Origin of the sequence: Burkholderia sp. NLJ2 (assembly GCF_049487195.1) — a bacterium.
GTDB lineage: Bacteria > Pseudomonadota > Gammaproteobacteria > Burkholderiales > Burkholderiaceae > Burkholderia > Burkholderia pyrrocinia.
The window spans coordinates 1,493,538-1,515,221 of sequence record NZ_CP137808.1; the positions used below are offsets into that span (position 1 = coordinate 1,493,538).

General features: G+C 67.5%; 23 protein-coding genes. 18 read left to right on the top strand and 5 right to left on the bottom strand.

What is annotated here, in order from left to right; all coding sequences use genetic code 11:
* Nucleotides 1-260 precede the first annotated feature (260 nt).
* The 9 genes from R9B84_RS06900 to R9B84_RS06940 all read left to right on the top strand — a co-directional run bounded on the left by R9B84_RS06900 (nt 261) and on the right by R9B84_RS06940 (nt 6,211).
* Entirely contained in the window at nt 261-770 is a 510-nt protein-coding gene (locus R9B84_RS06900) for a sigma-70 family RNA polymerase sigma factor (protein ID WP_423759712.1), read from the top strand.
* A gap of 3 nt (nt 771-773) precedes the next feature.
* Nucleotides 774-1,760, top strand: a complete 987-nt coding sequence (locus R9B84_RS06905; protein WP_423759713.1) for a FecR domain-containing protein — start codon at nt 774-776, stop codon at nt 1,758-1,760.
* A 185-nt stretch (nt 1,761-1,945) separates the two neighbouring features.
* The gene (locus tag R9B84_RS06910) at nt 1,946-2,716 is read left to right on the top strand and encodes a DUF6708 domain-containing protein (protein ID WP_423759714.1); all 771 of its coding nucleotides are present in this window, start codon (nt 1,946-1,948) and stop codon (nt 2,714-2,716) included.
* Nucleotides 2,713-3,483, top strand: a complete 771-nt coding sequence (locus R9B84_RS06915; RefSeq protein WP_423759715.1) for a DUF6708 domain-containing protein — start codon at nt 2,713-2,715, stop codon at nt 3,481-3,483. Before R9B84_RS06910 ends, R9B84_RS06915 begins: the two co-directional genes overlap by 4 nt.
* 154 nt (nt 3,484-3,637) lie before the next feature.
* Nucleotides 3,638-3,943: a hypothetical protein gene (locus tag R9B84_RS06920; RefSeq protein WP_423759716.1), complete on the top strand. Its 306-nt coding sequence runs from the start codon at nt 3,638-3,640 to the stop codon at nt 3,941-3,943.
* Between the two features lie 76 nt (nt 3,944-4,019).
* On the top strand, nt 4,020-4,277 hold the full coding sequence (locus tag R9B84_RS06925; protein ID WP_423759717.1) for a PAAR domain-containing protein: 258 nt from the start codon (nt 4,020-4,022) through the stop codon (nt 4,275-4,277).
* Between the two features lie 93 nt (nt 4,278-4,370).
* Nucleotides 4,371-4,835, top strand: coding sequence for a hypothetical protein (locus tag R9B84_RS06930; RefSeq protein ID WP_423759718.1), 465 nt, complete (start codon nt 4,371-4,373; stop codon nt 4,833-4,835).
* Between the two features lie 232 nt (nt 4,836-5,067).
* A complete protein-coding gene (locus R9B84_RS06935) occupies nt 5,068-5,493 on the top strand; it encodes a VOC family protein (protein WP_423759719.1) in 426 nt (141 codons plus the stop codon).
* Nucleotides 5,494-5,626: 133 nt separating this feature from the next.
* Complete coding sequence (locus R9B84_RS06940; RefSeq protein ID WP_423759720.1) at nt 5,627-6,211, top strand: flavin reductase family protein; 585 nt, start codon at nt 5,627-5,629, stop codon at nt 6,209-6,211.
* Nucleotides 6,212-6,250: 39 nt separating this feature from the next.
* Here the strand turns inward: R9B84_RS06940 and R9B84_RS06945 are convergent, their stop codons facing one another.
* Entirely contained in the window at nt 6,251-7,147 is an 897-nt protein-coding gene (locus R9B84_RS06945; RefSeq protein ID WP_423759721.1) for a LysR family transcriptional regulator, read from the bottom strand.
* A gap of 97 nt (nt 7,148-7,244) precedes the next feature.
* Here R9B84_RS06945 and R9B84_RS06950 point away from each other — a divergent pair, with 97 nt between their 5' ends.
* From R9B84_RS06950 to R9B84_RS06960, 3 genes are read left to right on the top strand one after another with little or no spacing between them, the layout of a single operon-like run.
* The gene (locus R9B84_RS06950; protein WP_423759722.1) at nt 7,245-8,543 is read left to right on the top strand and encodes a CitMHS family transporter; all 1,299 of its coding nucleotides are present in this window, start codon (nt 7,245-7,247) and stop codon (nt 8,541-8,543) included.
* 40 nt (nt 8,544-8,583) lie between these two features.
* Complete coding sequence (locus R9B84_RS06955; protein WP_423759723.1) at nt 8,584-9,942, top strand: acyclic terpene utilization AtuA family protein; 1,359 nt, start codon at nt 8,584-8,586, stop codon at nt 9,940-9,942.
* Nucleotides 9,942-10,253: an AtuA-related protein gene (locus R9B84_RS06960; RefSeq protein ID WP_423759724.1), complete on the top strand. Its 312-nt coding sequence runs from the start codon at nt 9,942-9,944 to the stop codon at nt 10,251-10,253. Before R9B84_RS06955 ends, R9B84_RS06960 begins: the two co-directional genes overlap by 1 nt.
* A 31-nt stretch (nt 10,254-10,284) precedes the next feature.
* On the opposite strand, the gene R9B84_RS06965 is transcribed toward R9B84_RS06960, so the two are convergent.
* Nucleotides 10,285-11,106: a carbon-nitrogen hydrolase family protein gene (locus R9B84_RS06965; RefSeq protein WP_423759725.1), complete on the bottom strand. Its 822-nt coding sequence runs from the start codon at nt 11,104-11,106 to the stop codon at nt 10,285-10,287.
* A gap of 275 nt (nt 11,107-11,381) precedes the next feature.
* Here R9B84_RS06965 and R9B84_RS06970 point away from each other — a divergent pair, with 275 nt between their 5' ends.
* Complete coding sequence (locus tag R9B84_RS06970; protein ID WP_423759726.1) at nt 11,382-13,211, top strand: methyl-accepting chemotaxis protein; 1,830 nt, start codon at nt 11,382-11,384, stop codon at nt 13,209-13,211.
* 78 nt (nt 13,212-13,289) lie between these two features.
* Here R9B84_RS06970 and R9B84_RS06975 read toward each other — a convergent pair whose 3' ends face one another.
* Nucleotides 13,290-14,093 carry a response regulator transcription factor gene (locus tag R9B84_RS06975; protein WP_423759727.1) on the bottom strand — a complete coding sequence of 268 codons (804 nt, stop codon included), beginning with the start codon at nt 14,091-14,093 and terminating at the stop codon, nt 13,290-13,292.
* A 348-nt stretch (nt 14,094-14,441) separates the two neighbouring features.
* Here R9B84_RS06975 and R9B84_RS06980 point away from each other — a divergent pair, with 348 nt between their 5' ends.
* On the top strand, nt 14,442-15,266 hold the full coding sequence (locus R9B84_RS06980) for a topoisomerase IV (protein ID WP_423759728.1): 825 nt from the start codon (nt 14,442-14,444) through the stop codon (nt 15,264-15,266).
* Nucleotides 15,267-15,308: 42 nt separating this feature from the next.
* Here R9B84_RS06980 and R9B84_RS06985 read toward each other — a convergent pair whose 3' ends face one another.
* The gene (locus tag R9B84_RS06985; RefSeq protein WP_174383443.1) at nt 15,309-16,238 is read right to left on the bottom strand and encodes a phosphatidate cytidylyltransferase; all 930 of its coding nucleotides are present in this window, start codon (nt 16,236-16,238) and stop codon (nt 15,309-15,311) included.
* Between the two features lie 35 nt (nt 16,239-16,273).
* The gene (locus R9B84_RS06990; protein WP_423759729.1) at nt 16,274-16,906 is read right to left on the bottom strand and encodes a lysophospholipid acyltransferase family protein; all 633 of its coding nucleotides are present in this window, start codon (nt 16,904-16,906) and stop codon (nt 16,274-16,276) included.
* A 461-nt stretch (nt 16,907-17,367) separates the two neighbouring features.
* On the opposite strand from R9B84_RS06990, the gene R9B84_RS06995 reads away from it, so the two are divergent.
* Genes R9B84_RS06995 through R9B84_RS07010 form a run of 4 tightly spaced genes read left to right on the top strand, consistent with a single transcriptional unit; the run spans nt 17,368 to nt 21,657 of the window.
* A complete protein-coding gene (locus tag R9B84_RS06995) occupies nt 17,368-17,973 on the top strand; it encodes a CDP-alcohol phosphatidyltransferase family protein (protein WP_423759730.1) in 606 nt (201 codons plus the stop codon).
* Nucleotides 17,974-18,032: 59 nt separating this feature from the next.
* Nucleotides 18,033-19,802, top strand: coding sequence for a bifunctional alpha/beta hydrolase/class I SAM-dependent methyltransferase (locus tag R9B84_RS07000; RefSeq protein WP_423759731.1), 1,770 nt, complete (start codon nt 18,033-18,035; stop codon nt 19,800-19,802).
* Nucleotides 19,799-21,205, top strand: a complete 1,407-nt coding sequence (locus tag R9B84_RS07005) for a phosphatase PAP2/dual specificity phosphatase family protein (protein ID WP_423759732.1) — start codon at nt 19,799-19,801, stop codon at nt 21,203-21,205. Before R9B84_RS07000 ends, R9B84_RS07005 begins: the two co-directional genes overlap by 4 nt.
* Nucleotides 21,205-21,657: a hypothetical protein gene (locus R9B84_RS07010; RefSeq protein WP_423759733.1), complete on the top strand. Its 453-nt coding sequence runs from the start codon at nt 21,205-21,207 to the stop codon at nt 21,655-21,657. The genes R9B84_RS07005 and R9B84_RS07010 overlap by 1 nt, the downstream gene beginning before the upstream one ends.
* Nucleotides 21,658-21,684: the final 27 nt, after the last annotated feature.

Here is a 21,684-nt window from a genome sequence, read left to right on the forward strand (position 1 = left end):
AATGGCTCGCGTCAAACTTTCCTTTGCATTTGCCCATGCGCTCGTCGCGCATTTTTATCGCGTCGGATCGCGGGTCGCGATGAAGTTCGACCGGTAAAAATGGCCGTCTTGTTACGCGCGCGCCGCGCGGTGTATCGCGTGTGGTTTTCCATGTCCGATTGGGCCCGTGCTTCTCTCCGGTAGCTGCCTGTCCGCATTTGTATATAATAATCATTCTCATTTACAAAATTGCCGCCGCCTGCCCACCCCGGAACCCGGCCATGTCCGCTGACAAGCTGTCTCTCCATCGAGAAATCGACGCCCTCTATGCCGGCCATCACGCGTGGTTGCGCGGCTGGCTGAGCCGGAAGCTCGGTTGCGCGCACCGCGCGGCCGACCTGGCGCACGACACGTTCATGCGCCTGCTCGTGCGCGACGAGCCGATCGGCGCCGACGAGCCGCGCGCGTTCCTGACGACGGTCGCGCAGCGCGTGCTGAGCAACCACTGGCGGCGCGAGCAGATCGAGCGCGCCTATCTCGACGTGCTCGCGCAGCGTCCGGAAGCGTATGCGCCGTCGCCGGAAGAGCGGGCGGTCGTGCTCGAGACGCTGCTCGAAATCGACCGGCTGCTCGACGGCCTGCCGCTCGCTGCGAAGCGCGCGTTCCTGCTCGCGCAGCTCGATGGCCTCACGCAGGCCGAGATCGCGCGCGAACTCGGCGTGTCGCTCGCGACGGTGAAGCGCTATCTCGTGAAGGCCGGCACGCAGTGCTTCTTCGCGATGGCGGCCTGACCGATGGCCGCCCCGGGAGCGCCGGCGGTGCCGCCGCACGTCGCGCGTCGCGCAGTCGAATGGTGGGTCGACCGGCAGGCCGGCCGCACCGACGACGCATTCGACGCCGCGCTCGCGCGCTGGCGAGCCGAGGATCCGGTGCACGACGCGGCATGGCGTCATATCGAAACGATGCAGCGCAGGTTCGGCCGGCTCGCGGCCGGGCTCGATACGCAGGCCGCGCACGCGGCGCTGCTGCCGCCGCGTGCGGGCCGCCGCCGCGCGGCCGTGAAGGCGCTGGCCGTGCTGCTGTTCGCGGGCGGCGCCGCATGGATGGCCGAGCCGGCGCGGCGCGCGGCGATCTGGCCGGCCGATCTGCGAACGGCGGTCGGCGAGCGGCGCACGGTGACGCTCGCTGATCGCACGGTCGTCGTGCTTGATACCGATACGGCGCTCGACGTGCGCTTCGACGACACCGCGCGTCACCTGCGCCTGCTGCGCGGCACGATCATGGTGACGAGCGGCCACGACGATCGCGTGCCCGTACGGCCGCTCGTCGTCGCGACCGCGCAGGGCAAGCTGCAGCCGCTCGGCACGCGCTTCGCGGTACGGCAGCGCGACGGCGCGACGCGCATCGAGGTGTTCGCCGGCGCGGTGCGCGTGCAGCCGGTCGACGCGACGGCCGGCACGCGCGTGATCGCGGCGGGAGAGGGCGCTGATTTCACGAGAGATGCAATCGGCGAGCCGGCACCGCTCGATGCGTATGCGTCCGCGTGGACGGACGGCATGCTCGTCGCGTCGCGCATGCGGCTGGCCGACCTCGTCGCCGAACTCGACCGCTATCGCCGCGGCAGCCTGCGCTGCGATGCGGCCGTGGCCGGCCTGCGCGTGTCGGGCACCTATCCGCTCGACGATCCCGCGCGCGTGCTCGACACGCTGAAGGCGACACTGCCGATCGACGTCGACTACCTGACGCGCTACTGGGCGACGGTCGTGCCGGCCCGTTCGTGAGCGCTGCGAAAAAATTTTCCGCCGACCTGAGCTGTTTCTCGATGTTCGCGTGACATGGGTAACCACAGCATTCATGCCGTAGAGTTAAACGTCTCGTACTGGCCAGACAAGAGCGATGAGAACGGCTATGCCCGGCTGATAGCCAAGGAAGACAAAATGGATCGTTCGAAGAAGGGAGGTTCCCGTTGACCGCACCGCAACTTCATCCCCCTTGTTCTGGATGGCAACTGGATCTGCCTGGTCCCTACGCGCCGCCGAACGTGGAGGCGACCATGGGGCATCAGGAGCCCAGTTATCAAGATGATGTCTATTTAGAAATACCAAGGAACGCGTTCACCATCCGCGGAATTCTTTTGCTGGTCAGCTTGCCATCGATCATCTGGTTGATCTGGTCACGAACACTCGTGGTGGAAGCTTGGGAAGTGGGTGAATACCCGTTGATGTTACTTGCATCGCTAGCTATTGCGATTAGCGTATGGATGGTCGTAATCGCATGGCGGCTCGATATATCCCCCCCGCGTAGTGAACCCATCCGCTTCAACCGGGTGCGCCAGCGCATCTACGCCTACAACTTCACGTATCGCTGGTGGAACCCCTTCGAGCGCTGGCGGGTCGTCCCGGTCGCCTACGACTGGTCGCAAGTCCGTGCCGAAGGTTGGAAGAAGCGCGGCGCCACAGCGCAAGGCGCCGTCATTATCAAGTGGGGTGTGGTGCTATCCATCGTCGAACCGGGCACCAACAAGGTCATCGACCGTTTCCCCCTGAGCACCATGGGTCCCAACGAGTTTGCCTGGGCTTACATCTGCACCTACATGCAGCAAGGCCCCTCGGCACTGCCGCCCATTGAATCGCCGCGCGACCTGAACGACGTGCCCGAGTACAACCTCGCGCTGCGACTGGCGCCGAAAGTGAAGTGGCCAGCAGACATGGACCACGAGTCGAGGACGGCACCTTGAAACAAGCGCAGCTCAATCCCCCTTGTTCTGGATGGCAACTGGATTTGCCGGGTCCCTACGCGTCACCGAACGTGGAGGCGACCATGGGGCATCAGGCGCCTAGTCATCAAGATGATGTCTACCTGGAAATTCCTAGGAATGTCTTTGCCGTCCGGGGAGTTCTTGCGCTGGTCAGCTTGCCCTCGGTTATCTTGCTTATCTATGCACCGTCCCTCGTTTTTGACAGCTGGGAAGCGGGTCGTTACTCGTGGATGCTTATCAAATTGCTGGTCTTCGCGATTTGTTTATGGATGGCTGCGATGGGAATGCGGCTCGATATATCCCCTCCACGTAGTGAACCCATCCGCTTCAACCGGGCGCGCCAGCGCATCTACGCCTACAACTTCACGTACCGCTGGTGGAACCCCTTCGAACGCTGGCGGGTCGTTCCGGTCGCCTACGACTGGTCGCAGGTCCGTGCCGAAGGTTGGAAGAAGCGCGGCGCCACTGCGCAAGGCGCCGTCATTATCAAGTGGGGTGTGGTGCTGTCCATCGTCGAACCGGGCACCAACAAGGTTATCGACCGTTTCCCCCTGAGCACCATGGGTCCCAACGAGTTTGCCTGGGCTTACATCTGCACCTACATGCAGCAAGGCCCCTCGGCACTGCCGCCCATTGAATCGCCGCGCGACCTGAACGACGTGCCCGAGTACAACCTTGCGCTGCGACTGGCGCCGAAAGTGAAGTGGCCAGCAGACATGGACCACGAGTCGAGGACGGCACCTTGAGTAGGGCACGCCAAACCGGATGGAAGCGCCGGAGGATTGAGCCCGCGATGCGTTTTAGAAGGTTATCTGCTCGTCGTAGGGAGCGGTGCCGGCACGACGGTGGGCGTTCCCCAGCAGCGAGACCCAAGTAGCGGATGCCCGAAGAGAGAACGCCATGGAATTTCTGAAACTACTCGTCACCAATCTCGGATTTTTAGCGTTGGCCTTTCTGTTCCTGCGATGGCTATACGGAAGGATACGCGACCATGTTACCGAGGGCAGCCGCGTCGCCGAACGCACCCTGACGCTGGCGCAGTATCTGCAGAAGTACCCGCAGTGCAGGACGCCACGCGGCATTCAGTGTGCCGTCTGTCAGTCGATGAGTATCAGGAACTGGGGCCTTAAGGGAGGTGATGATCCGTGCCGCATCTTCATCTGCAACCACTGCAACACAAGGCTTTACCGTACCGATAATTGGTGAATGAAGCGGGTAGTGCGGGCATCAATGCGCTTACCCATGAGTCAAGCATCGTTATCCTAAACCCAAGGAGTTTGATATGCGACCCATCGTACTCGTCGGTCATCGACACAGCTGTCCCATCCATGGCGACGGCACCGTCGTCAGCGGCGCTGAGCTTGCCGCCATCAACGGCCGAGCGATCGCGCGCGTCGGCGACCGCATCAGTTGCGGCGCGGAGATTCAAACCGGTTCGCCCGGCACGGAGATCGAAGGTCGGCCGGCGGCGCGCCAGGGTGATACCACCAGCCATGGTGGCATCCTGGTCGAGGGCGAGACCGGATGGTTGGTGGAGTGACTGCCGCTGGCGAGAGCAGTCGCGATCGGCGGCTGCCATCGATGTCTACGGAAGATGGATTTCGCCTCGCGATGGCGTAGGCAAGGAGTAGCGATGAAGGGCGACGATCAGTCATCGGCTGGTAAGCCGTCGTCCGGGGCCTCGGGTTCACCGGACACCGATATCTTCGGCTACAAGCGCATGGATTTTCCGGACGGCAGCTACGTGTTCGAAGGTCCCCATGGCGAGCAGGTGCTCGTCTCGGAGTCGGGCAATATGAGTGGTAACGTCCCGGCGATCCGCCGTGTGCAAATCGACGATCTGAGCCAGGTCGTACGTCACGAGGTCGTACAGGTTCACGACACGATCTCGCATACCGTGCATTTGGTGGGGAATGGCGTATTCGGCTACCTGCATCTGCGCAATGGTCACGGTCTATCGATCGAAGGCCGCAACGTGGCATTTCGTATCTGCCACGACGGCGTCATTCTTGTGCTCGGCTCGGCCACGACCCGTAACGTTGCCAACAGGTCCCCCTCCGCGCCGCTAGGCAGCGAGGATGACGGCGGCGTGCCGTAGGCATTAGTCTTACCGTGTCAATAAATTAGCATTGGACGCTGAGCAAAACGGACATCGCTGTAGCCGGCGCGCGCTGGGGACCCGCGTGGCACGTAATCCGAGGGTAAGACAAATTGCGACTGATATACCGGAAGAAAGCGGTGATGCCGGGAATATTGATTTAATTTTTGCTCGGCGTTGTCTACCATGATGCGATTCTCGCGCCACGCGAGCGTTCCTTCACGAGGCAACCATGAGTCTTTCCCCGTTTCATCTGGCGATTCCCGTCTACGACCTGCCGGCCGCGCGCGATTTCTACGGCCGCGTGTTCGGGCTGGAAGAGGGGCGTTCGAGCGCGCAATGGGTCGACTTCGACTTCTACGGGCACCAGCTCGTGATTCACGAGCACCCGAAGACTGCATCGCAGGAAGGCGCGCATACGAATGCCGTCGACGGTCACGACGTGCCGGTGCCGCATTTCGGGATCGTGCTCGACTGGGCGAGCTGGGAAGCGCTGGCCGAGCGGTTGAAATCGTTCGGCGTGACCTTCGCGATCGAACCATACGTGCGGTTCAAGGGGCAGGTCGGCGAACAGGCGACGATGTTCCTGTTCGATCCGTGCGGCAACGCGCTCGAGTTCAAGGCGTTCCGCGACATCGGGCAACTGTTCGCGAAGTGACGGATCCGGCGAGTCTGCGCCGATTGAAAATGGGTGCGAGAATGCGGCCTCCGGCCGGGCCGCGCGCAGGCGCGTCGGCCTGCGCCGCGCCGCACGGCATCCGTCCGTGCGCGACGTTCTCCAAGGAACCCGTATGGACAGTCATATCGCTCCAGTGGAGCTGAAGAAAGCCTACCGACTCCTCAATCACGGCCCGACCGTGCTCGTGTCGGCCCGCCACGACGGCGTCGACAACGTGATGGCCGCCGCGTGGGCGTGCGCGCTGGACTTCCTGCCGCCGAAGCTGACCGTCGTGCTCGACAAGTCCGCGAAGACGCGCGAGCTCGTCGAGCGCAGCGGCACGTTCGTGATCCAGGTGCCGACGGCCGCGCAGCTGCAACTCACGCACGCGGTCGGCAGCCACAGTCTCGCCGAGCGGCCGGACAAGCTGCGCGAAGCGGGCGTCACGCTGTTCGACGTCGACGGCCATGATCTGCCGTTCGTCGCCGGCTGTTCGGGCTGGCTCGCGTGCAAGCTGATTCCCGAGCCGCACAATCAGCAGACCTACGATCTGTTCATCGGTGAAGTGGTCGATGCGTGGTCCGACACGCGCGTGTTCCGCGACGGCCACTGGTATTTCGAATCGGCCGATCCCGCGCTGCGCAGCCTGCATTACATTGCGGGCGGCAATTTCTATGCGATCGGCGAATCGCTGCACGTCGATCCGGACGCGCAATAAGCATAGAGCGGGCCTTCTTTCCCGATCCGGGCGCGCGGCTCACGCGCGCTTTTTCAATTCCGCCAGCATTGCTTCGGCGAATGCCTGCGCGACGCGCGGCAGCGTGCGCCCGCGCTTCGTGACGAGCGCGATCGGTCGCACGAACGCGGGATCGTCGATCGGCTTCGCGACCAGCTCGGGCTCGGCGCGCACCTCGCGCGCGGTCGCGGGCAGGATCGTCACGCCGAGGCCGCCGCGCACCATCGCGACGGCCGTCATCATGTAGGTCGGCTCGCATGCGATGTCGGGCGTGCAGCCGGCCGCCTCCAGCGCGGCATCGACGACGCTGCGCACGCTCGTGCCCTGCGCGGTCAGCACGAGCGGCACGCTGGCGACGTCGGCGGTGCTCACGCGGCGCTTGCGCGCGAGCGGATGATCTTTCGGGCACACGACGACGAGCCGGTCGGCGCCTGCGTACAACACTTCCAGCGACGCATCGAACGTGTCGCCGCCCGTCAATCCAAGATCGGCTTCCTCGTTGCGCACGAGTGCGGTGACGAGGCTCGCGACGCCGTCGCGGATCTCGAAGCCCGCGCGCGGCACGTCGCGCCGGAACGACTGGATCAGCTCCGGCAGCACGCTGGATGCGAACGTCGGCAGGCATGCGAGCCGCACCGTACCGCTCGTGCCTTCGCCGAGCGCGCGCGCATCGCGCAGCACGCGCTCCATGTCGTCGAGCGAGCGCTGCAGCAGCGGCAGCAGCTCGCGCCCGGTCTGCGTGAGCGCGACGCTGCGGCTGTTGCGGTCGAACAGCCGCGCGCCGACGATTTCCTCGAGCCGGCGGATCTGCACGGTCAGCGCCGGCTGCGACAGGTGCAGCCGCGCGGCCGCGCGCGTGAAGTTGCCGGCGTGCGCGACGGTGACGAACGCGCGGATGTCGCGAAGATTCAGATCCATAACGATTCGTGATTGCTGCGATCAATTCATTTCAATTGTGCTATCGCTGCGCCGACCTTACGCTCGTCTCCAACAAAAGACAAGGTAGGAGACACGGATGCTGCCGTTACTCGGGCTTGGCACGATCGTCGTGCTGCTGGCCGCGATTCTGTCGAAGCGGATGTCGCCGCTCGTCGCGTTGATCGTCGTGCCGATCGCGGCGTCGCTGATCGGCGGCTTCGGGCTGCACACCAGCAAGTTCGTCATCGACGGACTGAAGGGCCTCGCGCCCGTCGTCGGGATGTTCGTGTTCGCGATCCTGTATTTCGGGACGATCACCGACGCCGGCACGCTCGACCCGATCATCGACCGCATCCTGCGCGCGGTCGGCACGCGGCCGACGCGCATCGTGATGGGCACGACGCTGCTCGCGCTGCTGATCCATCTCGACGGCTCCGGCGCCGTCTGTTTTCTCGTGACGATTCCGGCCGTGCTGCCGCTGTACGACCGGCTGAAAATGGACCGGCGCGTGCTGGCCGCGGCCGTGTCGATGGCCGCCGGCATCAACTTCCTGCCATGGACGGGGCCGATGATCCGCGCGTCGGCGTCGCTGCACCTGCCGGTGTCGGCGCTGTTCAACCCGCTGATTCCGGTCCAGGCGATCGGGCTCGTGTTCGTGTTCGGCGTCGCGTACTGGCTCGGGCGTCGCGAGGAGAAGCGGCTCGGCCTGTCGCGCCACGATGCGTCGATCCCGCTGCCGACGCGCGAACTGACGCCCGACGAGCAGGCGCTGCGCCGCCCGCACCTGTTCTGGTTCAACCTCGTGCTGACGCTCGTCGTGCTCGGCACGATGGTCGTGATGGGCGAGAAGATCCCGCCCGCGATCATGTTCATGGTCGGGCTGTGCATTGCGCTGATGGTGAATTACCCGGACGTCGACATGCAGCGGAAGCGCGTCGACGCGCATGCGCGCGCGGCGCTGATGATGGCCGGCATCCTGCTCGCGGCCGGCGTGTTCACGGGGATCATGCAGGGCAGCGGGATGCTGAAGGCGATGGCGCAGGCCGCGGTCGGCTTCGTGCCACCGTCGATGGCCGGCCACATTCCGGTGGTGCTCGGTTTCGCGTCGATGCCGCTCAGCATGCTGTTCGATCCCGATTCGTTTTACTTCGGCGTGCTGCCGGTGATCGCGGAGGTGGCCGGCCAGCTCGGCGTGCCGGCCGTGCAGGTCGGGCAGGCTGCGTTGCTCGGCCAGATGACGACCGGGTTTCCGGTCAGCCCGCTGACGCCCGCGACGTTCCTCGTCGTCGGCCTGTGCGGCATCGAGCTGGCCGAGCATCAGAAATTCACGTTCCCGCTGCTGTTCGGCGCCTCGATCGTGATGACGATCGCGTGCGTCGTGCTGGGCATCTTTTGATTTTTCCCGGCGGCGAAACCCGCCGGACGACGGTACGGACATGACAGCAAAGCAACCTGAACGGCGCGTGCGCATCGGCGCGGGCGCCGGCTACTCGGGCGACCGGATCGAGCCCGCGGTCGAACTGGCCGAACACGGGCAGCTCGACTATCTCGTCTTCGAATGCCTGGCCGAGCGCACGATCGCCATCGCGCAGCAGGCGCGCCGCAAGGACCCGGCGCTCGGCTACGATCCGCTGCTCGACGCGCGGATGCGCGCCGTGCTGCCGGTTGCCGTACCGAAGGGCGTGCGCATCGTGTCGAACATGGGCGCGGCGAACCCGCGTGCGGCCGCGCAGCGTACGGCTCGGATCGCGCAATCGCTCGGCATCGCGGGGCTGAAGGTCGCGGCGGTCGAAGGCGACGACGTGCTCGACGTCGTGCTGCGCGGCACGTTCCGTTTCGAGGAATCGGGCGACGAAGTCGCCGCGTATCGCGACCGCATCGTGTCCGCGAACGCATACCTCGGCGCCGCGCCGATTGTCGACGCGCTCGCGGCCGGCGCGGACGTCGTGCTGACCGGGCGTGTCGCCGATCCGTCGCTGTTCGCCGCGCCGCTGATCCACGCGTTCGGCTGGCGGATGGACGACTGGGACACGCTCGGGCAGGCGACCGTCGTCGGCCATCTGCTCGAATGCGCGGGGCAGGTGACGGGCGGCTATTTCGCCGATCCCGGCTACAAGGACGTGCCGGATCTCGCGCGGCTCGGGTTCCCGATCGGCGAAGTCGCGGCCGACGGCTCGGTCGTCATCACGAAGGTGGCACATGCTGGCGGCCGCGTGAGCGCGGCGACCTGCAAGGAACAACTGCTGTACGAGATTCACGATCCGGCGCGGTATCTGCAGCCGGACGTCGTCGCGGATTTCACGGGTATCGCGGTTGCCGAGGAGGCGACGGATCGCGTGCGCGTGACGGGTGGGCGCGGCACCGCGCGGCCCGATACGCTGAAGGTGTCGGTGGCGTACATCGACGGCTACATCGGCGAAGGCCAGATCTCGTACGGCGGCCCGGGCGCGTTCGAACGCGCGCGTCTCGCCCTCGACATCGTCCGCGAGCGGCTGGCGCTGACCGGCGTCGCCGCGACCGAATTGCGCTTCGACCTGATCGGCGTCGATTCGCTGTATGGCGACGCGACGCCGGCCGTGCGCGGCGAGCCGGCCGAAGTGCGTGTGCGGGTGGCCGGCCGCGCCGCGAGCGCCAATGAAGCGGCGCGGATCGGCAATGAAGTCGAGACGCTCTATACGAACGGGCCGGCCGGCGGCGGCGGTGCGTTCAAGTCGACGCGCGAGGTGATCGCCGTGCAGTCGGTGCTGCTGCCGCGCGCGGTGGTGACGCCGTCGTTTTCATTCGTGGAGGCATGATGCAACTGCGTGAACTCGCGCATGCGCGCACCGGCGACAAGGGCAATACGCTGAACGTGTCGGTCATCTGCCGCGATCCGCGTCATTACGACCATCTGCGCACGCATCTGGATGCCGACAAGGTGAAGGCGTGGCTCGCGGGCATCGTGCACGGCGACGTCGTGCGTTACGAATTGCCGGCGCTGGGCGCGTTCAACTTCGTGCTGCGCGATGCGCTCGGCGGCGGCGTGACGCGCTCGCTCGCGCTCGATGCGCACGGCAAGTCGGTCAGTTCGGCGCTGCTGGCGATCGACGTGCCCGACCCGGCGTGATGGCCGCCGCCGCCGGGGTGCGGGCATCAGGTCACGGAATCAGCAGCTCGCGACGCCCGTCCGCGTGCTCGATGCGCTCGCCGGCGATGGGCAGGCGCTGGTCCTGTCGATAGTCGTAGACCGCGCGCGACGCGGCGAGCTGGTCGAAATCGAGTTCGACCGCGTGACGCGATTCGGTGCTGCCGGCTTCGAAGATCACGTTGCCGAACGGATCGACCGCGAGGCTGCCGCCCGCGAACACGACGTCGTGCGCGCTGTCGCCGACGCGGTTGGCGACCACCGCGAACACCTGGTTTTCCATCGCGCGTGCCGACGCCGACGTGCGGTGGACGTAACGGTACGGTTCCATGTTGCCGTCGGTGATGAGGATCAATTGCGCGCCGAGCGCGGCGAGCGCGCGGCCGGTTTCCGGGAATTCGCTGTCGTAGCAGATCAGCAGGCCGATCCGCACGCCGCGCCATTCGACCGTCGTGTAGCGATCGCCGGGCAGCACGACACCGTGCTCGCTCACCCACAGATGCGTCTTGCGGTAGCGCAGCGCGATGCCGTCCGGCGTGACGAACACGGTCGTGTTGTAGACGCGGCCGCCGTCGTTCTCGATCAGCCCGACCACGACGGCGACGTCTCGCGCACGCGCGGCCGCGATCACCGCGCCGATGCTCGGGCCGTCGAGCGGCTCGGCGACCTCGGCGAGATTCGACGGATCGAGGAAGCCGGTGAGCTGCGCTTCCGGAAACATCACGATGTCGGTGCCGGGCGCGCAGGTCGCGATCGCGTCGAGCGTGCGCTGCAGGTTGTAGTGCGTGTCGCCGTCGCGGCCGGCGAGCTGGACGATGTCGAGCTTCAGTTTCATGGGCGATTTCGGTGGGCGGGACCGGCGCGGCCGGCCCCGCAACGGTGGATGTCGGAACGCCCGAGTATGCGCCGAACCGCCGGTTTTCCCATCCCGCCGGCGTGTTAACCCGTCGGGGGTATTGATCTCGCGTGCGTTCGCCGGCCCGGTTTCGCTATTTTTTTCACCGGTCTGACCAGTCGAACCTCAAGTTGCGTCTCGCGCGGTCGATAAGGACGATTGAGTGCCCATTTGACCCATCGACAACAACGCGGCAACCGGAGATCACTGTCATCATGCTGTCATTGATTCGCGCCCGGATTCTGGCGACCTGCGTCGCCATTGTGGTCACGGCCCTGGCCGTGACAGGCGGCCTTGTGTACTACGTCGTCAAGCAACACAACGACGCAACCATCGATCAGAACCTGCAGTCCGTCCTGACGGGCCACGCGCTCGCGCTCGACGAGTGGGTCGCGAGCCGCGCGCAGCAGACCCAGGCGCTCGCGGACACGCTGGCGCCGGGCGAAGGCGACCCGCTGCCGGCGCTGACGCTGCTCGGCAAATCGGGCGGCTTCCAGGTGCTCACGCTCGGCCTGCCGGACCGCACGGCGTTCTCGAACGTCCCGCTCGCGGCCGGCTACGATCCGACCGCGCGCCCGTGGTTCAAGCAGGCGGTCGAGGCCGGCCGGCTCGTCGTCACGGCGTTGTACCGCGACGCATCGACCGGCAAGCCCGCCTTTGCGTTCGCCGCGCCGATCGTTCGCGGCGGCACGCTGAAGGGCGTGCTCGCGGCGAGCCTCTACATGGAGCGCGCGAGCGCGATCGTGGCATCGATGCACCCGACGCCGTCGAGCTTCGCATTCCTGGTCGACAAGAGCGGGCGCCTGATCGCGGGCGCGAAGACCGATCTGATCATGAAGCCGGCCGTCGAACTGTCGCCCGAACTGACGCCGGAGCGCCTCGCCGGCCTGCAGGCGGCGACCGAACCGGTGGCGATCGACGTGGACGGTGTCACCAAGCTGCTGCGCGCGCGCCCGATCGCCGGGACGGACTGGTCGCTCGTCATGGCGCTCGACCGGTCGGACGTGACGGCCGGCATGCGGGCCGTTGCGACGACGACGCTCATTGCGATCCTCGTCGTCGCCTGCGTCGCGGCAGCGCTCGTCGGCGCGCTGACGAATGCTGCGTTCAAGCGCGTGCTGCTGGTGCGCGACGCACTGACCGACGTCGCGAGCGGGAGCGGGGACCTGACGAAACGGCTGCCGGCCGACGGCAGCGATGAAGCCGCGCAGATCGCGCGCGCCTTCAACCTGTTCGCCGAAAAGATCAGTGCGATCCTGCTGCAGATTCGCGGCTTCAGCGAATCCGTGAGCGTGGCGAGCGCGGAGATCGCGCAGGGCAACCAGGATCTGTCGAGCCGCACCGAACATGCGGCATCGAGCCTGCAGGAAACGGCGGCGGCGCTCGAGGAGATCGCCGGCACGGCGCGCAACTCGGCCGATGCGGCCATGCAGGTGAGCCAGCTGGCGGAATCGGCGTCGGGCGTCGCCGTGCGCGGCGGCGAGGTGGTGAGCGAGGTGGTCGCGACGATGGGCGAGATCACGAAGGCGTCGGCCGAGATCTCGAACATCATCGGCGTGATCGACGGCATCGCGTTCCAGACCAACATCCTCGCGCTGAATGCGGCCGTCGAGGCGGCGCGCGCGCACGAGCACGGGCGGGGCTTCGCGGTCGTCGCGGGCGAGGTGCGCACGCTCGCGCAACGCAGCGCGGTGGCGGCCAGGGAAATCAAGCAGTTGATCCAGTCGTCCGTCGAGAAGATCGAGGGCGGTTCGGGGCTCGTGAAGACGGCCGGTGCGACGATGGACGAGATCGTCGAGGGCGTGCGCGGCATCACGAGCGTGATCGCGGAAATGACCGTCGCGGCGAACGAGCAGAGCACCGGGCTCACGCAGGTGAACCAGGCCGTGTCGCAGCTCGATCACTCGACGCAGCAGAACGCGGCGCTCGTCGAGGAGTCGGCTGCCGCCGCGGCGCTGTTGCGCGAGCAGGCGGCGCAGCTCGCGCAGACGGTCGGCGAATTCAAGCTCGCGAGTTCGCATCGGGCCGAGACGGTATCGGTTTGATCCGGCCGCGGCCGCCGAAGGTTGCAGGAAGGTTGCTCGAAGGCGGCGAGAACGGGCCGGCGGAACGGGCGCCGCGCGCTATCCGTCCGTCTGCGCCTTCAGGAACAGCGAAAACAGCTCCGACTGCGAATTGATCGCGAGCTTCGCGTAGATATTGCGCCGGTGCACCTTGACCGTTTCCGCGGAAATCGACAGCTTGTTCGCGACTTCCTTGTTCGAGCGGCCGCTCAGGATCAGCCGGATCACGTCGAGTTCGCGCGCGGTGAGTGGCGTACCGAGCCGCGCCATCGCATGCTCGAAGCCGTTCCGCCCATCGGGTCCGGCCCGGCGCGGCGGCGCGGGTTCGGCGTCGGCGGGCTTCTGCTCGAACGCGAGGCGCTGGCGCATCAGCCCGGCCACCCACGGCCGGACCAGGTCGAGCAGCGCAACCTGTTCGGGGCTGAAGCGCTGCTTGCTGCCGAGCGACAGGCACAGCGTGCGCGTGTCGTCGAGCACGACGTTGAACTGCACCTCGTCCTCGACGACGTTGTGCGTGAAATAGAGCGTGTAGTACTCGGTGTCGCGAAAGCACTCGGGCGCGACGTCGGACAACCGGAACAGGCCGCTCTTCGGCGCATCGCGGTTCGCGATGTAGAACGGGTCCAGCAGGTACAGGCCCTGCACATAGTCGCGGAACAGCGGGTCGGGGCCATCGCCTTCGTACGGGCATTCGGCGAAGACCTGCGGGCGGCCGTCGTCGAACATCAGCGCGACCCAGCTGTCGACCGCGACGTATTCGTCGATCAGCCGGATCAGCGACAGCCAGAAGCCCGGCTGGTCGAGCGACTCGATGAGCCGTCCGACCGACCGGTGCCATGCGACGTCCTGCAAGGTCAGGTTCATGCGTCGGTCCCGTCAGTCCTGTATGGGGCCGGTCGATGCGCGCTTGCGATGCCGCGCCGTGCGTGTACGCTACGGGCTCGCGGGTGCATGCCCGCGCGCGCGGCACGGGCCGCGCGTTTCGACCGGATCCTGCAATGAAGAACGAGATCGTAACGCCGGCCGGCACGAATGGCGAGGCCGGGCGGTGCTGCCGGTTCGCGGCCGTTGCCGTGCGTGGGTGCGCTGGCCGCACAGGCGGCCGTGGCCGCGCCGCCGGCGTCGTGCAACGACCGGTTGACGCAACTGATCGTGCGCACCTGCAACCCTCCGCTGAACGTCTTTCCAATTCGAACCGACCGAACGCCCGTCATGACTGACCTGCACCGGAATAAACGCCGCAAGCCGTTCACAGCGTCGCTTGCCGCACTCACGATGCTCACCGCGCTCACCGCGCTCTCCGCGTTGTCGCCTGTCTACGCGGCCGTTCCGATCCATCCCGACCGTCAGTTGCAGACGTTCATCCACGACAGCTACGGCAAGTGGCGCGCGGACCGCAATGGCTGGCAGTCGGACGCAGGCGACTTCGTCTATTCGCCGTGCGGCTCGCTGCGCGTCGCGACCGCCGACGGCCCGCGGTATCTGCTCGCGATGTGCGGCGAGACTGAAGAGGCCGTGCAGAACGGGATGCCGGGCATGGATGCTGACGCCACGCCGGGCACGGTCGATCTGTACGTGCTGCAGCCTTCGCCGGACGGCAAGACGCTCGAACCGGTGCTGAAGAAGACGGGCATCGCGTCGGGCAAGCGCGGCGAACCGGGTACGGTGAGCATCCAGCGGCTCGGGCCGCACCGGTTCGGTTTCGTCATCGGCGACGACGATACGCGGCAAGGCTATACGCAACGCCTCCGCTCGATCTGGCTGCCGCACGGCGATGCGCTGGTGCTGGCGGCGGCGCGCATCAACGAGGCACTCGACAATGCGGAGTCGACCGAATGCGCGAACGCCCGGGCGCGCTGCGAGGAGCGCCGCTTCGAGATCGCGCCGGACATGGCCGGCACCGGCGACGTCTACCCGCTCATCGTGACCGAAACCGGCACGCGCGGCGACCGCGCGGTCCGGGCGCGCTACACGGTGAAGTTCGACGCTGAGCGCGGCCGCTACATCGTGCCGAAGGCGCTGCGCGAAGGGTATTGAGCGTCCGCGCGCCGGAACGGGCGGCGTTGCGCCACCCGCGCATCACACGTACAGGTAGCGCACGAGGTGGAAGAATACCGGCGCGGCGAAGCAGATCGAGTCGACGCGATCGAGCATCCCGCCGTGGCCCGCGATCATCGAGCCCCAGTCCTTCGTGCCGAGCGAGCGCTTGACGGCCGACAGCACGAGCCCGCCGACGAAGCCCGCGATCACGATCGCGAGCGAGATCCCGAACGCCGCGCCGAAGCTGAACGGCGTCACGCGATACAGCGACGCGCCGCACAGCGTCGCGAGCAGGCCGCCGCCGACGAAGCCTTCGATCGTCTTCGACGGTGACAGCTGCGGTGCGATCTTGCGGCGCCCGAACAGCTTGCCGACGACGTACTGCAGCACGTCGCTGATCTGCACGACGACCAGGAAGAAGAACAGCAGCAGCGCGTTCTGCCCCGCGTAGTGGGGAATGTCGAGAATCAGCACGGCCGGCGCGTGGCTCAACCCGTACACGCACACCATCAGCGCCCAGTTGATTTTCGCGTTGCGGCTCAGGAATTCGCGCGTGTCCTGCGTGAGCGCGGACACGAGCGACATCGCGAAGAACAGGTGCACGGGCACGAAGATCGAATACATCCCGTACCAGTTGATCCCGAGCAGCAGGTACTGCACGGGAATCGCGACGAAGAACGCGATGAACAGCGTCGTGTGGTCGCTCGCGGTGGTCGGCGTGAGCGTAATGAATTCGCGCAGCGTCAGGTACGACAGCAGCGCGAACACGAGATACGTGACATTGTTGCCGAGGCCGATCGCGATGGCCATGATCGCGATCATCGCCCACCACGCGCGGATGCGCTGGTTCAGGTTGACGATGGTCGAGCTCGTGCCGCCGCTGCGCGCGCCGAGGATCGCGCCGATCACGGTGGCGACGACGAGCACGCCCGTGACGCCCGCGACCAGTTCCCAGAAGAGAGTTCGCATGGAGATATCCGGAAAAGGAAAGGAGAGCGCCGCGTTCAGCCGGCCGGCCGCTGCGGCGGCGCGAGCGCGACGACCGCGTCGTGCATGCGGGCGAGGAACGTCGGTTTTTCTTCCTGGTCGCCGAGCGCTTCGTTCGCGCCGAAGTGCACCTTGCAGATCAGCGGCACGGGCCAGATCGCGCCCTTCGGCATGATGCGCTGCAGGTTCTCGAGGTAGACGGGCGCGAGCGCGACGTTCGGGAACTCGGTCGCGAGATGGAACAGCCCGCTCTTGAACGGCTGCGGCAGCACGTCGGCGCCGCGCGTGCCTTCCGGGAAGATGATGATCGAGTGGCCTTGCCGCAATGCGTCGCGCACGGGTTCGAGCGGGTCGCCGCCGGATTCGCGGTGACGGTCGATCAGCACGACGTTCAGCAGATTCTGCGCGATGTGGCGCTTCGTGTCGCTGCTGTCCCAGTAGTCGCGCGCGGCGACCGGCCGTACAACCGCGCGCACGTTGCGCGGCAGCGCGGCGAGGATCGCGAGCGTGTCGATGTGGCTCGTATGGTTCGAGAAATAGATTTTCTGCGTCGGGGACGGTGGCGCCTGATGCCAGACCGGATACGCGCCGGCGACGAGCCGCACGATGGACAGCAGGAAGTCGCGCTGCCAGACGTTGACGATGTTCATCGGCGCGGTGCCTCCTGCCTGCATGCCCGGCCGCGGGTGCGGCGGACGGGATCCCGGAATGCCGGCGCGGCAGGATGCGCGCCGGACGGCCCTTGTTTAAATTTTTTCAAGTTCGTGGCTGCCTGTCGCAGGTCCGTGATAATCGGACGGTTCGCCGTCACACCACGTTGCATAGCGGCGAAGCGCCGGTCGGCGGCGTGATGATCGGCTGTTGCACGAGCGCCCGTTTGCAGTTCGAATGGATCTTCGCTGCGATCGGGCCAGCGGATTATCGCGAGTTTCCGTCAAAAACGCCAGATTGGCGCCGTGCGGGCGGGCCGGGCGCACGCTTGACGCATCGAGGCCGCTCGGCGACGATGGGGGCCGTCCATTGAAGGCCGACGAAGGCCGTTTCGCCGCCCGGGGCATCGCGGCGGGAAACGTGTCCGACTGTGCCGCGCGAACAATACGAATACGAAACGATGAGCCTCTACGCACTCAAACCCAAATTCCAGGACCGTCTGCGCCCGTTCGCGAATTCGCTCGCCGAACGCGGCGTCACTGCCAACCAGGTCACGCTGTTCGCGGCCGGCGGCTCGATCGTCGTCGGCGCGCTCGCCGGGCTCGGCGTATTCGCCCGCGTGCTGTTCCTGCTGATTCCGCTGTGGCTGTTCGCGCGGATGGCGCTCAACGCGATCGACGGCATGCTCGCACGCGAACACGGGCAGAAGAGCACGCTCGGTGCGTACCTGAACGAGCTGGGCGACATCGTGTCCGATGTCGCGCTCGTGCTGCCGTTCCTCGCCATTTCGGCGTTCGCTCCGGCGGACGTCTGGCTGTTCGCGCTGACGGCGGTGATCGTCGAATGCGCGGGGCTGATCGGGCCGCTCGTCGGCGCAACGCGCCGCTACGACGGCCCGTTCGGCAAGAGCGACCGCGCGCTGGCCCTCGGCGCATTCGCGCTGTGGATCGGCTTCGGCCTGCCGGTCGGCAGTATCGCCGCATGGCTGTGGCGCCTGCTGATCGTGCTGTCGATCGTGACGGTGGTGCGGCGCGTGCGGGCCGGCATCGCCGAAAAGGGCGGTTGACCGACGAGGCGCCGGAGGGCGGCGCCACATGATTCGAATAACGAAACGAGAGAGATCGCATGAGCGCACGCATGGCCCGTGAGGCCGACTTCATCACGCACGACGGCGAAACGCTGTTCTATCGTCACTGGCCCGCGACGGGCCCGCGCTGCCGCGGCGCCATCGTGCTGCTGCATCGCGGCCACGAGCATTCGGCGCGCGTCGCGCACCTCGTCGACGAGCTCGACCTGCCGGATTTCGCATTTTTCGCATGGGATGCGCGCGGCCACGGCCGTTCGCCCGGCGCGCGCGGCTACAGCCCGAGCGCGGCCGCGTCGGTGCGCGACCTGCAGACCTTCGTCGAGCATATCCGCGACACGCACGGCATCGCGATCGAGGACATGGCCGTGGTCGGCCAGAGCGTCGGCGCCGTGCTCGCGGCGACCTGGGCGCACGATTACGCGCCGCCGATCCGCTGCCTCGTCGTCGCGTCGCCGGCGTTCCATATCAAGCTCTACGTACCGTTCGCGCGGCCGGGGCTGCGGCTGATGCACAAGCTGCGCGGGCTGTTCTACGTGAACAGCTACGTGAAGCCGAAATTCCTCACGCGCGATCCGGAGCGGATCGCGAGCTACGCGTCCGATCCGCTGATCACGCGGCCGATCGCGGTCAACATGCTGCTCGACCTGCACGACACCGCGCAGCGGATCGTCGCCGATGCGGCCGCGATCACCGTGCCGACGCAGCTGCTGATCTCGGGCGCCGACTGGGTCGTGCATCGCGGCCCGCAGGACCGCTTCTTCGAACGGCTCGGCTCCGCGCGCAAGGAGCGCATCGTGCTGCCGGGCTTCTATCACGACACGCTCGGCGAGCGCGACCGTGCGCAGGCGCTCGCGCCGCTGCGCGCGTTCGTGCTGCGCGAGTTCGATGCGCCGAGCCCGCGCGTGTCGCTCGCCGATGCCGACCGGCGCGGTGCGTTCCACGACGAATACGCGGCGCTCGGCCGCCCGCCCGCGAACGTGTTCGCGCGGGCGTACTGGGCGCTCACGCGCGCCGGCCTGAAAGCGGGCGGCGCGCTGTCGGACGGCATCGCGCTCGGGCTGCGGCTCGGCTTCGATTCGGGCTCGACGCTCGATTACGTGTACCGCAACCGCGCGCAAGGGCGGCTCGGCGTCGGCGCGCTGATCGACCGCACGTATCTCGATTCGCCAGGCTGGGTCGGCATCCGCCAGCGCAAGGTGCATCTGCAGGAACTGATCGGCACGGCGATCGGCCGCCTGCGCGGCCGTGGCACGCCGGTGCGGATCGTCGACATCGCGGCCGGCCACGGGCGCTATGTGCTCGACGCGATCGCGACGGCCGCCGAGCGCGACGGCGCGGCGCCCGACGACATCACGCTGCGCGACTACAGCCCGCCGAACGTCGAGGCCGGGCGCGTGCTGATCGCACAGCGCGGGCTCGAGCCGATCGCGCGCTTCGAGCGCGGCGACGCGTTCGACGAGACGTCGCTCGCGACACTCGAGCCGCGTCCGACGCTCGCGATCGTGTCGGGTCTCTATGAACTGTTCGGCGAGAACGCGCTGATCGAACGTTCGCTGCGCGGGCTCGCGCAGGCCGTGCCGCCCGGCGGCTATCTCGTCTATACGGGGCAGCCGTGGCATCCGCAGCTCGAATTCATCGCGCGCGCGCTGAACAATCACCGCGGCGAGGCGACCTGGGTGATGCGCCGCCGCTCGCAGGCCGAGATGGACGAACTCGTCGCGCGCGCGGGCTTCCGCAAGCTCGACCAGCGGATCGACGAGATGGGCATTTTCACGGTGAGCCTCGCGCAGCGGGTCGACGCGTCATGAGCGAATTCGGCGGCGACGCGCGCGGCCTTGCGGCGCAGGCGTCGGCGGCCGGCGCGCGCGACGCGTCGTTCGCGCTGCGCTTCGGCTGGCTCGCGGCGATGGGCGCCGTGTTCTTCTCGACGTACGGCTTCGCGAACTGGCTCGCCGCGCGCCGCGCGGCGGTGCCGACGTTCGCGTTCGGCTGGGAGCACGCGATCCCGTTCGTGCCGTGGACGATCGTGCCGTACTGGTCGATCGATCTTCTGTATGCGCTGTCGTTCTTCTTCTGGACGCGTCGTGCCGATCTGCTCGATCACGTGAAGCGCCTGCTCACCGTGCAACTGGTGTCGGTCGCGTGCTTCATCGCATGGCCGCTGCGCTTCGGGTTCGAGCGGCCCGACGCGGGCGGCGTGGCCGGCGCGCTGTTCACGCTGCTGATGGGTTTCGACAAGCCGTTCAACCAGGCGCCGTCGCTGCACATCGGGTTGCTCGTCGTGCTGTGGGCCGTCTATGCGAAGCACCTGCGCGGCACGGTCGCGCGCGTCGTGCTGCATCTGTGGTTCGCGGCGATCGGCGTGTCGGTGCTGACGACCTACCAGCATCACGCGATCGACGTGCCGACCGGCGCGGCCGTCGGCTGTCTCGCGCTGTTCCTGTTTCCGTTGCGCGATGCCGCGGGCCGGCTGCCGGGCGCCGATGCGGCGCCGGGCGCGGCCGGTCGCGCGCTCGCGCGCCGTTATGCGTTCGGTGCGGCGCTGGTCGCGCTCGCGGCGCTGTGGTGCGTGCCGCGTGCGCCGGGCTGGGCGCTGGCAGCGGGGTGGGTCGCGCTGGCGCTCGCGTGCGTCGCGTGGGCCTACCGGCGCGGCGCACCCGGTGCCTTCCAGAAGGATGCGCACGGGCGTTTCCCGGTAGTCATCCGCTGGCTGCTCGCGCCGACGATCGCCGGCGCATTCGTCAATTCGCGGCTGTGGACGTTCCGGCAGCCGGCGCCGGTGCGGATCGACGAGCGCGTGTCGATCGGCCGTACGCCGACGACGCGCGACGTGCGGCGCCACGGCTTCACGGCGCTGGTCGACCTGACCGCCGAGATGCCGCGCTGGGCAGCGGCCGATGCGTCGCTCGCGTATGCGGCCGTGCCGCAGCTCGACCTCGTCGCGCCGACGGCCACGCAGCTCGCGCAGGCTGTCGCGGCGCTCGAACGCCTGCACGGCGAGGGGCGCGACGTGCTGGTCTGCTGCGCGCTCGGTTATGGGCGCAGCGTGCTGTGCGCGGCTGCGTGGCTCGCCGCGCGGCGCGGGCTCGGCGATGCGCGCGACGCGCTTGCCGCGGTGCGCGCGGTGCGGCCGCACGCGGTGTGGTCGGACGATGGCGTGGCCGTACTGCAGCACTGGATCGATCGTCGCCGCGGTGCGGGAGGCGCGTGATGCACGATTCGTCTGCGCCGTTCCGGATTGCCGCCGCGCGCGGCGCGCTCGATGCGGGCGCGTGGGCGATCGCGGCCGCGCTGGCCGCGGCCGGCGCGGGCTGGTGGATTGCGTCGGGCTGGGCGCCGGCGACGATCGGGCGCGTACTGCTGGCGGTCGTCAGCACGGGGGCGGGGATCGCGGCGCTGTGGTACGCGGTGCGCATCGAGATCGACCGCCGGCTGTTCGCCGCGCTGGCGCGGGCGGCCGCGGGCGATGCGCCGGTCGACGACGGGCTCGCGGCGCTCGACCGTGCGCTTGCCGATCTCGGCTGGACCGACGCGGCGAAGGCCGGGCGCACGCTCGACGCGCGCGTGCGCGGCGCGGTCGGGCTGTGCCGCGCGGGCGTGCTCGTCGCGGTCGTGCAGTGGCTCGTGGTCGGGTTCGCGATTGCGATTCCGCAGATCGGCTAACGCCTGTTCACGCCAGTCGCGGGCGGG

Excerpts from the sequence above, each read along its gene's own strand:
- R9B84_RS06900 (WP_423759712.1), top strand. The coding sequence starts at position 261 with ATGTCCGCTGACAAGCTGTCTCTCCATCGAGAAATCGACGCCCTCTAT.
- R9B84_RS06905 (WP_423759713.1), top strand. The coding sequence starts at position 774 with ATGGCCGCCCCGGGAGCGCCGGCGGTGCCGCCGCACGTCGCGCGTCGC.
- R9B84_RS06920 (WP_423759716.1), top strand. The coding sequence starts at position 3,638 with ATGGAATTTCTGAAACTACTCGTCACCAATCTCGGATTTTTAGCGTTG.
- R9B84_RS06925 (WP_423759717.1), top strand. The coding sequence starts at position 4,020 with ATGCGACCCATCGTACTCGTCGGTCATCGACACAGCTGTCCCATCCAT.
- R9B84_RS06930 (WP_423759718.1), top strand. The coding sequence starts at position 4,371 with ATGAAGGGCGACGATCAGTCATCGGCTGGTAAGCCGTCGTCCGGGGCC.
- R9B84_RS06935 (WP_423759719.1), top strand. The coding sequence starts at position 5,068 with ATGAGTCTTTCCCCGTTTCATCTGGCGATTCCCGTCTACGACCTGCCG.
- R9B84_RS06940 (WP_423759720.1), top strand. The coding sequence starts at position 5,627 with ATGGACAGTCATATCGCTCCAGTGGAGCTGAAGAAAGCCTACCGACTC.
- R9B84_RS06945 (WP_423759721.1), bottom strand. The coding sequence starts at position 7,147 with ATGGATCTGAATCTTCGCGACATCCGCGCGTTCGTCACCGTCGCGCAC.
- R9B84_RS06950 (WP_423759722.1), top strand. The coding sequence starts at position 7,245 with ATGCTGCCGTTACTCGGGCTTGGCACGATCGTCGTGCTGCTGGCCGCG.
- R9B84_RS06955 (WP_423759723.1), top strand. The coding sequence starts at position 8,584 with ATGACAGCAAAGCAACCTGAACGGCGCGTGCGCATCGGCGCGGGCGCC.
- R9B84_RS06960 (WP_423759724.1), top strand. The coding sequence starts at position 9,942 with ATGCAACTGCGTGAACTCGCGCATGCGCGCACCGGCGACAAGGGCAAT.
- R9B84_RS06965 (WP_423759725.1), bottom strand. The coding sequence starts at position 11,106 with ATGAAACTGAAGCTCGACATCGTCCAGCTCGCCGGCCGCGACGGCGAC.
- R9B84_RS06970 (WP_423759726.1), top strand. The coding sequence starts at position 11,382 with ATGCTGTCATTGATTCGCGCCCGGATTCTGGCGACCTGCGTCGCCATT.
- R9B84_RS06975 (WP_423759727.1), bottom strand. The coding sequence starts at position 14,093 with ATGAACCTGACCTTGCAGGACGTCGCATGGCACCGGTCGGTCGGACGG.
- R9B84_RS06980 (WP_423759728.1), top strand. The coding sequence starts at position 14,442 with ATGACTGACCTGCACCGGAATAAACGCCGCAAGCCGTTCACAGCGTCG.
- R9B84_RS06985 (WP_174383443.1), bottom strand. The coding sequence starts at position 16,238 with ATGCGAACTCTCTTCTGGGAACTGGTCGCGGGCGTCACGGGCGTGCTC.
- R9B84_RS06990 (WP_423759729.1), bottom strand. The coding sequence starts at position 16,906 with ATGAACATCGTCAACGTCTGGCAGCGCGACTTCCTGCTGTCCATCGTG.
- R9B84_RS06995 (WP_423759730.1), top strand. The coding sequence starts at position 17,368 with ATGAGCCTCTACGCACTCAAACCCAAATTCCAGGACCGTCTGCGCCCG.
- R9B84_RS07000 (WP_423759731.1), top strand. The coding sequence starts at position 18,033 with ATGAGCGCACGCATGGCCCGTGAGGCCGACTTCATCACGCACGACGGC.
- R9B84_RS07005 (WP_423759732.1), top strand. The coding sequence starts at position 19,799 with ATGAGCGAATTCGGCGGCGACGCGCGCGGCCTTGCGGCGCAGGCGTCG.
- R9B84_RS07010 (WP_423759733.1), top strand. The coding sequence starts at position 21,205 with ATGCACGATTCGTCTGCGCCGTTCCGGATTGCCGCCGCGCGCGGCGCG.